12 protein-coding genes are annotated in these 10,508 nt (G+C 42.5%); 10 read left to right on the forward strand and 2 right to left on the reverse strand.

The window, feature by feature from the left end:
- The first annotated feature begins 153 nt into the window (after positions 1-153).
- The 7 genes from A8805_RS20815 to A8805_RS20845 all read left to right on the forward strand — a co-directional run bounded on the left by A8805_RS20815 (position 154) and on the right by A8805_RS20845 (position 6,326).
- On the forward strand, positions 154-816 hold the full coding sequence (locus A8805_RS20815) for a CD3072 family TudS-related putative desulfidase (RefSeq protein ID WP_242992535.1): 663 nt from the start codon (positions 154-156) through the stop codon (positions 814-816).
- Positions 813-1,364: a CD3073 family putative ECF transporter S component gene (locus A8805_RS20820; RefSeq protein ID WP_109714637.1), complete on the forward strand. Its 552-nt coding sequence runs from the start codon at positions 813-815 to the stop codon at positions 1,362-1,364. Before A8805_RS20815 ends, A8805_RS20820 begins: the two co-directional genes overlap by 4 nt.
- 171 nt (positions 1,365-1,535) lie before the next feature.
- On the forward strand, positions 1,536-3,347 hold the full coding sequence (locus A8805_RS22705) for an energy-coupling factor transporter ATPase (protein WP_242992537.1): 1,812 nt from the start codon (positions 1,536-1,538) through the stop codon (positions 3,345-3,347).
- Positions 3,337-4,134, forward strand: coding sequence for an energy-coupling factor transporter transmembrane component T family protein (locus A8805_RS20830; RefSeq protein WP_109714638.1), 798 nt, complete (start codon positions 3,337-3,339; stop codon positions 4,132-4,134). Before A8805_RS22705 ends, A8805_RS20830 begins: the two co-directional genes overlap by 11 nt.
- A gap of 27 nt (positions 4,135-4,161) precedes the next feature.
- A complete protein-coding gene (locus tag A8805_RS20835) occupies positions 4,162-4,356 on the forward strand; it encodes a response regulator transcription factor (RefSeq protein ID WP_109714647.1) in 195 nt (64 codons plus the stop codon).
- A 28-nt stretch (positions 4,357-4,384) separates the two neighbouring features.
- Positions 4,385-5,338: a DMT family transporter gene (locus A8805_RS20840; RefSeq protein ID WP_109714639.1), complete on the forward strand. Its 954-nt coding sequence runs from the start codon at positions 4,385-4,387 to the stop codon at positions 5,336-5,338.
- A 4-nt stretch (positions 5,339-5,342) separates the two neighbouring features.
- Entirely contained in the window at positions 5,343-6,326 is a 984-nt protein-coding gene (locus A8805_RS20845; protein ID WP_109714640.1) for a tRNA dihydrouridine synthase, read from the forward strand.
- Here A8805_RS20845 and A8805_RS20850 read toward each other — a convergent pair.
- The gene (locus A8805_RS20850; RefSeq protein ID WP_109714641.1) at positions 6,323-6,928 is read right to left on the reverse strand and encodes a manganese efflux pump; all 606 of its coding nucleotides are present in this window, start codon (positions 6,926-6,928) and stop codon (positions 6,323-6,325) included. The two genes, A8805_RS20845 and A8805_RS20850, sit on opposite strands and share 4 nt — an antisense overlap.
- A 107-nt stretch (positions 6,929-7,035) precedes the next feature.
- Here A8805_RS20850 and A8805_RS20855 point away from each other — a divergent pair, with 107 nt between their 5' ends.
- Positions 7,036-8,157, forward strand: a complete 1,122-nt coding sequence (locus tag A8805_RS20855) for a M23 family metallopeptidase (RefSeq protein ID WP_109714642.1) — start codon at positions 7,036-7,038, stop codon at positions 8,155-8,157.
- Positions 8,158-8,165: 8 nt separating this feature from the next.
- Positions 8,166-8,729 carry a phosphatase PAP2 family protein gene (locus A8805_RS20860; protein ID WP_109714643.1) on the forward strand — a complete coding sequence of 188 codons (564 nt, stop codon included), beginning with the start codon at positions 8,166-8,168 and terminating at the stop codon, positions 8,727-8,729.
- Between the two features lie 92 nt (positions 8,730-8,821).
- Here the strand turns inward: A8805_RS20860 and zupT are convergent, their stop codons facing one another.
- Entirely contained in the window at positions 8,822-9,640 is an 819-nt protein-coding gene (gene zupT / locus A8805_RS20865) for a zinc transporter ZupT (protein ID WP_330406051.1), read from the reverse strand.
- A 294-nt stretch (positions 9,641-9,934) separates the two neighbouring features.
- Here zupT and A8805_RS20870 point away from each other — a divergent pair.
- Positions 9,935-10,508 (forward strand): helix-turn-helix domain-containing protein (locus tag A8805_RS20870; protein ID WP_109714644.1); only part of this gene is annotated, 574 nt, incomplete at its 3' end.

A 10,508-nucleotide genomic window follows, 5' to 3' on the forward strand; every position in this document is an offset into this window, starting at 1 on the left:
TAAGCATATCATATTGAACATTAGCAATTTAATAAGTATGAATAATTGTTATATGATGAAAAGGTGAAAACTAGAAAGCTGGTTTTGGCCTTTTTTAAGTTATTATGGGTATTACCTCCTACTATATTTCGATAGATACAATCTATAAATGCAATGCAGTTATTGAAAAATACGATTGGAGTTTCTATTACCCTGAATGTTATAATGTGCAGGAGATTGACAGGAAAGGAAGAATTTATGAAGACTCTTTTAGTTGTATCGCACTGCATTCTAAATACAGCATCTAAGGTTGCGCAGGATGAAAGTTTGCTTGCGGAGGAATACAGATTAAGGTATAAGCTGCTGCATCTTGCCATTGAACAGGAGATTCAGCTTCTTCAGCTTCCCTGTCCGGAATTTATTCTGTATGGCTCCAGGAGATGGGGGCATGTAAAAGAGCAGTTTGCGCATCCGCATTTTAGAAAAGAATGCGGGAAAATGCTGGAACCGCTTCTGCTGCAGTTAGAGGAATATCAGACATATCCCGAAGAATTTAAAGTTTTTGGGATTGTTTCGGTTGAAGGAAGTCCAAGCTGTGGCTACAGGCTGACATGTACAGGAAACTGGGGCGGAGAAATTGGTACAGATACGGATAGAATTGCAGATATCCAGAAAAACCTGAGGATGAAAGAGGAACCGGGAGTGTTTATGCAGATATTGCAGAAAGAACTCAAGGCAAGAGACATGAATATCCCTGTCATGAGCATGGAGGAAGCAATAGAAAGGCTTTCCCCAAATGAGTTATCACGTGAAGAGAGAGAGGAGAAACATCAATGAAAAACAAAAAGGTATATGTAACTGCATTTTGCGGGGTAGCAGTTGCCATGAATATCGTACTGGGTATTCTTACATCGGCTTTAGGAATTCCCCTTTACCTGGATACTTTAGGAACTGTATTGTCCGCAGCAATTTTAGGACCTCTTCCTGGAGTTATTGTAGGTGCTTTAAGTAATATTATTACAGGACTAATCTACAGTGTGTCAGATATTCCATTTTGTCTGGTGAATATGGCGGTTGGTCTGATTGTCGGCCTTGTTGCTAAAAAGTTTGGCTTTGGGTTGATACCTGCGGTTCTGACAGGTCTGGCACTGAGCTTTATCTGCCCGGCAATCGGGACACCAATTGGTATTTTCGTATATGGAGGACTGAACGGGTCATTTTCCGATGTTCTTGTGATGTCTTTAGTGAAAGGCGGAAAGACTATTTTCCAGGCATCTTTTTTAAGGAATGTAGCTTCCAACCTGATTGATAAAGTAGGGACATGTATCATTGGATTCCTTCTGATTAAATCAATGCCGCTGCGATTTTTGGAGAATTTTAAGTAACAGTTCAGCCATGCAAATTTTCAGGGATGTATGCCCGGAGAAAGCTTGATTACGCATGGCATATATCCCTGAAAATTTATTTGGCGTTCTGCCAAAGCGAGATGAAGCATGCGTAATCGAGCTTATGGCTGAACTGTTACAATTTAAAAAGGAAACAAAAGAGATTAGATCATGATAAATATTAAAAACCTTATACATAAATATACCATATGGGAAAATGACAATAAAAAGAGTGAAAAAACTGCCCTGGATGGAATATCGTTAGATATTCCATCCGGCTGTTTTATTGCCATACTTGGGCCAAATGGTTCGGGAAAATCCACTCTGGCAAAACACCTGAATGTTCTTTTATTACCGGATTCGGGTACAGTATGGATAGATGGAAAGAATACCCAGGATCAAGAAAAACTGGGAGAAATCCGCAATACGGTGGGGATGGTCTTCCAGAATCCTGAGAATCAGATTATTGGTACAAGTGTAGAGGAAGATGTAGCTTTTGGTCCGGAAAATAAAAATCTGCCTTCTGAAATGATTCAGAAAAAAGTGGCCGACAGCCTGCGTGCTGTTGGCTTGCTGCATAAAAGAAAGGATTCTCCCTCCCGCTTGTCAGGCGGACAGAAACAGCGGACTGCAATTGCAGGAGTTCTGGCGGGAAATCCGGAGTGTATTGTGTTGGATGAACCTACAGCCATGCTGGACCCTAAATCCCGGAAAGAGGTATTGAATGTCATTCACAGGCTAAATAAGGAAAATGGAATTACGATTATTTTAATTACACACCATACGGATGAAGTGGTGCAGGCAGATACTGTAATTTTAATGGATAAAGGGTGTATTCTCCGGCAGGGGACACCAAAGGAGATATTTAGCGACCTGGAGCTGCTCCGGCAGGTGAAAATGGATGTTCCACAGGTGACAGAGCTGGCCGGCAGGTTAAAGAAGCGGGGTATACCCATAGAAATTCCTGTATTGACAGAAGAGCAGTTAATCAGGGCGTTAAGAGGGACAGGTTCCAATGGCGTGGAGCTGGAAGGAGAGGAACTAAAAGATATATCTGGAAATCCGGAAAAGGCAGGGGCTGCTGAAACGATATCTCCGCAACGGGAAGAGGGAAGAGTATTACTAAAAGGTGAAAACCTGAGATTTACTTACGGTAAAGGCACAGTGCGGGAAACCAAAGTATTAGATGGTATATCTTTTGAAATACAAGAGGGTGATTTTATCGGCCTTATTGGTACTTCCGGCTCAGGGAAGACTACCCTGATGAAGCATTTAAACGGACTGCTCAGAGCGGATTCGGGGGAAATATATTTTGAAGGCCGGAACATTTATGATAAGAAGTATTCCCTTACAGGTTTAAGAAAAGAAGTAGGGCTTGTTTTTCAGTACCCGGAGCATCAGCTATTTGGAAAAACTGTCCTTACAGATACAATGTTTGGGCCGTTAAATTTAGGGATGACAAGAGAAGAAGCCGAGGCTTCGGCAAAAGAGAGCTTAAAATTGGTGGGAATTGACGAGTCTTATTATTACGTCAGCCCCTTTGAATTGTCAGGCGGGCAGAAGCGCTGTGTGGCTATTGCCGGTGTGCTTGCGATGGAGCCGCAGATTTTAGTTATGGATGAACCGGCAGCAGGATTAGACCCTGAAACAAAACGAAGGATATTTGGGCTTTTAGAGAACATAAAAAAAGAAAAGAAGATTGCAATTGTACTGGTATCCCATCATATGGAGGATGTGGCGGACTACGCTGAAAAGGTATGGATTCTGCATCAAGGCAAATTTCTGCTTACAGGTTCTCCCAAAGAGCTGTTTACTCAGGTCAGGCTTTTACAGGAAATTGAAATTGGGGTGCCACAGATTACAAATGTTACGGAGAGACTTATGCAGGAAGGCTTTCCAATCGAAGCTCCCGCAGTAACCGTTCAGGAAGCGGAGGAGATGATTATACAGGGATTCAGGAGAGGAGAACAGCATGATTCGTGATATTACAATCGGACAATATTATGCAGGGGACTCTTTGATTCATCAGCTTGACCCACGCACAAAGATGATGGGGGTTCTTGCGTATATTATCGTATTATTTCTGGTGAGAACCCCCTGGTGGTATCTGCTCTGTCTTGGAGTAATCCTGATACTGTATTATTTGGCACAGGTGCCAGTGTCCTATCTGTTGAAAGGCCTCAAAGGGATTGCGCTGCTTTTGTTTTTCACCTTTCTTTTCCGCTTGATTGCTACTCCGGGAACACTGTTATACCAGTGGGGTGTTTTTTCAGTGACAGAAGAAGGAATTGTGAAAGCAATAGGAATGACTTCAAGAATTGCACTGATGATTACAGGGGCATCCCTTTTGTCTTATACATCCACCCCAAGAGCGCTGGCTGACGGGTTGGAAAAGGCATTTTCATTTTTACAGAAAATACATGTTCCCATACATGATATGGCTGTAATTGTAATGATTGCTTTCCGTTTCATTCCTATTATGCTTGAAGAGCTAAACGTATTGATGGATGCTCAGGCGGCAAGAGGAGCTGAATTTGAAAGGGGTTCCTTTATTCGGAAATGTAAAAATGTCTTTACTATACTGGCCCCATTATTTTTGTCTACGGTCCGCAGGGCTTCCGATTTAGCGATGGCTATGGAAGCGAGAGGGTATACAGGAGATAAACCGACTTCCAGAATGTACCCCCTTACATATGGGAAAAATGACAAATTGGCTTACATCGTTATTTTTCTGTTTCTTGCTCTTTCTTTCTTCTTCACAATCGTGTAGAATAGGAAAAGTATGAAGGAACGGAAGATGGAGAAGCGTAAGATTCTAATAATAGAAGATCATACAGATATCAATCATTTGCATGACAGAATTCTTGCAAAGAATGATTATCACACTATACAGGCGTTTTCCGGGACAGAAGCGAAAATTCTGCTTCAGATGGAAACGCCTGATTTGATGATATTAGATTTGATGCTGCCTGGTATGTCGGGGAAGCGTTGATTCACACCGTGGGGAAGGGATAGGAAAGATGACAAAAAATAAAGGAATTGGACATTTAGCCGCATTATTGACTATTATGGTGTGGGGAACTACTTATATTTCTACGAAAGTGCTGCTTACAGATTTTAAACCGGTGGAGATACTGATTTTTAGATCTGTAATAGGATACATACTGCTATTTCTTGTGAAGCCGGGCAAGTTACACTTGGAGAACAGGTCACAGGAATGGATATTTGCCGCTGCGGGGCTGTGTGGAAATTGTCTTTATTTTCTCCTGGAAAATATTGCTCTGACTTATACACTGGTATCCAATGTTGGGGTCATCATATCGGCAGCACCGTTTTTTACCGCACTTCTGAGCCGTATATTTCTAAAAGAAGAGGGCAAGTTCCATTTGCCCTTTTTTGTGGGATTTGGGTTTGCAATGGTGGGGATTGGTATGATGAGCTTTAGCGGGAGCGAGAGTCTTCAATTGAACCCCAGGGGGGATTTGCTTGCACTTACAGCGGCCTTTGTATGGGCTTGTTACTCTGTGCTGACGAAAAAAATCAGTGGATGTGGGTATTCTACCATACGGGTAACCAGGCGCATGTTTGGGTATGGAATTCTGTTCATGATTCCGGCGGCAGTGATATTTGACTTCCAGCCTAAGCTGACTGTACTTATGGAACCTGTAAATCTGCTGAATATTTTGTTTTTGGGAGTGGTGGCATCAGCCCTTGGTTTTGTGACCTGGAATTTTGCCGTACAGATTTTGGGAGCAGTGCGGACAAGTGTGTATATTTATGTATCCCCGGTGGTAACGATTATAACTTCTGTCTTGGTTCTGCATGAAAAGTTAACGGGAGTGGCGGCTGTAGGAGCAGGCCTGGCTCTGACGGGACTGATACTTTCAGAGGGCAGGCTGGATTTCAGATTATGCTTTACGCCAAAGGGGCGGGATGCTATACTGAAAAAGCTAAAATGGGAGAAAGAAGAGTAACAGCATGAAATTTTATTTGGCCCCCTTAGAGGGAATTACCGGACATGTGTACCGGAGTGCATATCATAAATATTTTGGGGAAATGGACAAGTATTTTATTCCCTTTATCAGCCCGAATCAGTTTGGACGTCTCAGCTCAAGGGAGAAGGAGAACATCTTACCGGAGCACAATGAAGGGGTATATGCAGTTCCCCAGATTATGACCAGTTCAGCAGAGGATTTTATCAGAACAGCTTGGAAGCTTCAAAAGTACGGGTATGGGGAAGTTAACCTGAACTTGGGCTGCCCTTCCAAAACCGTGGTGTCAAAGGGGCGGGGTTCTGGTTTCCTTGCATTTCCGGATAAGCTGAATTGTTTTTTGGAAGAAATATTTGAGCAGACAAATATGAAAATATCTATCAAAACCCGTATCGGCAAGGAAAGCCCGGAAGAATTCGAAAGGCTGCTGGAAATATACAACAAATATCCGTTGGAAGAGCTTATTATCCACCCCCGGCTGCAGACGGATTTCTATAAAAATACGCCCAACTGGGAAGTATTTGGAGCCGCATTGAAACATAGCAAATGCAGTGTATGTTATAACGGGGACATTTTTACTGTACAGGATTATGAAAAGTTTACCGCCGCCTTTCCAACGGTGGACCGCGTGATGCTTGGACGGGGAATTCTGTCCAATCCGGGTCTGGTGCCGGCAATTCTCAGCAAGACGCCCTTAGAGAAGCCTGCGCTTGAGGCATTTCACAATCAGATATATGAGAAGTATCAGGAAATTTTGTATGGCGAGAAGAATGTGCTGTTTAAAATGAAGGAATTGTGGTTTTATATGGCTCCTGTATTTACCAATTATGAAAAGTATGGGAAAAAGATTAAGAAGGCGGAGAAACTGGCAGCATATGAAAAGGTAGTAAAAGCCCTGTTTGACGAACAAGAAATTTTTTCTGTGCCTGCAGTTTTATCTGACCGCCTTCCCGGAGATGTTATTTTTTAAAGAAGTAGTTCATAAATTCCCAGCCCTATCAGTATAAGTCCTGACAGAACATCTGCTGTCCGGTCGGAAATCCGGGGCATTTTTGTTTTTCCTATAACGCTGCCTGTATAGAGAAATGTTACAGACACAAGAAAGGAAAAGATGGCTGTGGGCACAAGCCTCAAGCCGGTAATACTGGCTCCAATCCCCATACCGACGTTATTAATAGAAAGAGCAAGCCCCAGAAAAAGCCCTTCCTTTATTGTGAGAAGGGAATCCTTTGGCTGGCCCTTATCCTCGGAACAGGAAGTGATCTCATTGGACGTTACCTCTGATTTTTTGAATTTTGCACGAAAATAACCGTAAAGGGATTTTAAGATATAATACAGTCCAAGGCCAATTAAAAGAGCGCACCCGATGGCCTGTGAAGAGGAGGGCGGAAGAAAGCGTGAAATTTCCGTCCCCATAAGGATTGCTGACACAGTACCAAGCAAGGTGACCAGACTAATCATGGAGCTTTTTAAAAGACTAATATTTGATTTTTTAATTCCATAGGATATCCCAACAATAAAGCTGTCTATATTTGCAGAAATGGCGAATAGAAGGGATGAAATAAGATGCATAATCTGCTCCTGACATCATAATAGTAGTTTATATTCAGTATATTCAGAAGTATTTGTTGCGTTCATGGCGCATAGACTGTTAAGAGTTCATTCGCAGGAGCTTGCACATGCGCAAACGTTTGGTTTCCCCTTTTGGGATTATGGTAGAAATACTGCTTTTGTTTCTGATACTGGGCATCTGGCAGGTCAAAAATCTGACCGGACTTGATAATAAGGAGGATGCCGTTTCGGTGACGGCAGAGACGGGCACAGACCCGGAAACAAACACAGAAACAGACACAGAAACAGAAGAAAAAGATTTTATTAAATGGGTAGAATTTAATGTCACCTATGGGGCGCTGAACAAGGCCTATACATATGATGTGGATACATATATGGAAGAGATACACCTGAACTGGGTGGATCTTTTGGCCTATCTTGGGGCAAAATATGGCGGAGATTTCACCAGGTACCGGGAAAAGGATATGGTTGAAGTTGCAGAAAAGATTCTGGCAGGTGATACAACCATAGAGGAATTAACCGCAGATATGCAATATTATGGATACTACCGGGAGGCATACGGCGCTGTGCTGGATGGAATGGTGGGAGTATATGAGATTGAGAAACCTGCAGAGGAAGGATCGGATGAAAAAGTATGGAAGAAATGTTATGGCTTGAAAGCATTTGGTCCTGTTGCAAAGGGGTATCCCTATTCTGAGTTTGATGATTTCGGGGTTTCCAGGAGCTATGGATATCGTAGAAACCATTTGGGACATGACATGATGGGGCAGGTGGGTACGCCTATAATCGCAATCGAGAGCGGGTATGTGGAAGTATTGGGTTGGAATCAGTACGGCGGCTGGCGCATAGGAATTCGGAGTTTTGACGGCAAGCGTTATTATTACTATGCTCATCTAAGGCAGAACTTTCCATTTAATAAGTCGCTGGAAGAGGGCAGTGCGGTAACGGCCGGGGATGTAATCGGGTATATGGGGCATACTGGATACAGTACTACGGAAAATGTGAATAATATCAAGCAGACTCATCTGCATTGGGGACTGCAGCTGATTTTCGACGAGAGTCAGAAAGAGGGGAATAGTGAGATCTGGGTGGACTGTTATGCACTGACCAGATTTCTGTCACAGAACCGGAGTGAGACCTGGAAGGAAGTGGAGACGAAGGAGTATCATCGGACATATGAAATGAAAGATCCGGCGGTGGAGGCCTACCTCAAGGATAAGAAGGAGTAAACTTACTTATGGAATTTCTTTTACAATTAGATGGAAATATTTTGCTTTTTATACAAAAACACATCCGGCAGGACTGGATGGAATCTTTTTGGATATTTATTACATCATTAGGAGATACAGGCTGGTTTTGGCTGGCTGCATCTGCTCTGATGCTGATTCCAAGGAAGACGAGAACCATTGGAATCACCGCCATACTGGCTGTTGCAATTGGTGCGCTGCTTACCAATGTGACGCTGAAAACATTGGTGGCAAGAATCCGCCCTTACGAGGTGGTAGAGGGATTGAAGCTTTTGATAGAAAAACCACATGACTATTCCTTCCCGTCGGGGCATACCTGCGCCTCTTTTGCCGCTGCACTGGTTTACTACAGGATGCTTCCTAAAAAGTGGGGGATAGCAGCACTGGTATTAGCTTCTCTGATTGCCTTCTCCCGTATGTATCTTGGGGTTCATTACCCAAGCGATATACTCGCAGGTCTGGCTATAGGAGCCTTTGCTGCATGGGCAGCGGTATATATTGTGGCATATATGAACAGAAAAAGTAAGCCGGATTCTACAGCAAAATTAGAATGAAGAGAGTGACTGTTGAAAAGTCTATAATAACGGAAAGAGAATGTTGCATAATTTTCATACAGCAGTTGTATGGAAATTATGCGACATTTTGATTATAAAAACAACAGCAAGCTCACTGCCATCACAACCATACCGGCTACTAATCCATAGATTGACAGGTGGTGCTCCCCATACTCACGTGCTGAAGGCAGCAGCTCATCCAGGCTGATATACACCATAATGCCGGCCACCGCTGCGAAAATGAACCCAAACATAGTATCACTAAAGAACCGATACAGTAAAATATATCCGATCAGCGCACCCACTGGCTCAGATAATCCGGATAAGAACGACAGGCGGAAGGCCTTTTGGCGGCTGCCAGTCGCATAGAATACAGGGACTGCAACTGCAATGCCCTCCGGAATGTTATGAATCGCAATCGCAACTGCAATCGGAACTCCCAGCTTAGAATCGGACAAAGCTGCCGTAAAGGTCGCAAGGCCCTCCGGAAAGTTATGTATTGCAATTGCAAGTGCGGTAAACAAACCCATACGCATAAGTTTTGTTTTATGTTCTTCACTTTGCCCATCCATTTCTTCTACGGTATGTATTTCATGCGGGTTTTCAGCTTCAGGAATGAATTTGTCAATGATTGCAATGGCCAAAATACCAAAAAAGAAGCCGCCTGCCGCTGCCCATGAGCCCATTTTTTCACCCAGTGAAGCTGTCAGAGCGTCATTGGCCTTGACTAAAATCTCCGCAAAGGAGACATAAATCATTACACCTGCGGAAAATCCCAACGATACGGACAAAAACCTCCGGTTTGTTTGCTTGGTCAGCAAAGACAATGCACTGCCTATACCCGTGGACAGGCCTGCAAAAAGTGTCAAACCAAATGCAAATAAAACATTAGAAATCTCCATTGTTCCCATAAAAACCCTCCTTATCTCTTTATTTCGAAAATTATTTCAATGTGAGGGATATAATCCTCCAAATACATGTCCGATGTCCACTTTATTCTTTTCCTACAGTGTATCACATTTTGGTACAAAATGCCAGAATGTAAAGATTTCCTTATGCTATCGAGATTCCATTCTCCCTATAAACAATGTTTCCAATGGAAATGCATAAATGAGTACAGAGAACATTATAAAAAGGACTATCCTATTTGAACCGCCCCCCAATTGTTAGACCAAAAATCTAATGATTGGAGGGGCGGTTTTTTCATGGCAAAGTATTCATTTGAATTTAAGAAAAAAACAGTTTTAGCATATCTGGCTAAAAATGCAAGCTTCGATGAAATAGCTAAGAATTATGGTATGTCATCTTCTTCGCCCATTAAAAGATGGGTTTGTGCATACCATGAATTGGGTGATGCAGGTTTGATGCGTTCCAGAAAGAATGAGAAATATACTTTTGATTTCAAAATCCGTGCAGTTGAGTTATACTTATCATCAGAATACTCTTATCAAGATTTGGCATCTGCACTTAAAATGAACAATCCAACACTGATAACTAAATGGGTAAATGACTTTAGAATTGCAGGTCCAGAAGCACTAAGGGAGAAAAAAAGAGGTCGTAAGAAAACTTTGAATACTGATAATAAAAAAAGTAAGGTGCAGCCAGTTCAGGAAGTTACTCCGGTCGATTCAAGCGCTGAACATATCAAACAACTTGAAGATGAACTTCTAAAATTAAAAATAGAGAATGCTTATTTAAAAGAATTGAGGAGGTTGCGTTTAGAGGAGGAAACTCTTCTGAAAAAACAGCGAGAATCATCCACAGCCTCCGAAGAGACTT

The sequence above is a fragment of the Faecalicatena contorta genome (assembly GCF_003149105.1).
GTDB classification, from domain to species: Bacteria; Bacillota; Clostridia; order Lachnospirales; family Lachnospiraceae; genus Muricomes; species Muricomes contortus_C.

Bases quoted from the DNA above. Each gene is read 5' to 3' on its own strand.
- A8805_RS20815 (WP_242992535.1), top strand. From the start codon at position 154: ATGCAGTTATTGAAAAATACGATTGGAGTTTCTATTACCCTGAATGTT.
- A8805_RS20820 (WP_109714637.1), top strand. From the start codon at position 813: ATGAAAAACAAAAAGGTATATGTAACTGCATTTTGCGGGGTAGCAGTT.
- A8805_RS22705 (WP_242992537.1), top strand. From the start codon at position 1,536: ATGATAAATATTAAAAACCTTATACATAAATATACCATATGGGAAAAT.
- A8805_RS20830 (WP_109714638.1), top strand. From the start codon at position 3,337: ATGATTCGTGATATTACAATCGGACAATATTATGCAGGGGACTCTTTG.
- A8805_RS20835 (WP_109714647.1), top strand. From the start codon at position 4,162: ATGGAGAAGCGTAAGATTCTAATAATAGAAGATCATACAGATATCAAT.
- A8805_RS20840 (WP_109714639.1), top strand. From the start codon at position 4,385: ATGACAAAAAATAAAGGAATTGGACATTTAGCCGCATTATTGACTATT.
- A8805_RS20845 (WP_109714640.1), top strand. From the start codon at position 5,343: ATGAAATTTTATTTGGCCCCCTTAGAGGGAATTACCGGACATGTGTAC.
- A8805_RS20850 (WP_109714641.1), bottom strand. From the start codon at position 6,928: ATGCATCTTATTTCATCCCTTCTATTCGCCATTTCTGCAAATATAGAC.
- A8805_RS20855 (WP_109714642.1), top strand. From the start codon at position 7,036: ATGCGCAAACGTTTGGTTTCCCCTTTTGGGATTATGGTAGAAATACTG.
- A8805_RS20860 (WP_109714643.1), top strand. From the start codon at position 8,166: ATGGAATTTCTTTTACAATTAGATGGAAATATTTTGCTTTTTATACAA.
- zupT (WP_330406051.1), bottom strand. From the start codon at position 9,640: ATGGGAACAATGGAGATTTCTAATGTTTTATTTGCATTTGGTTTGACA.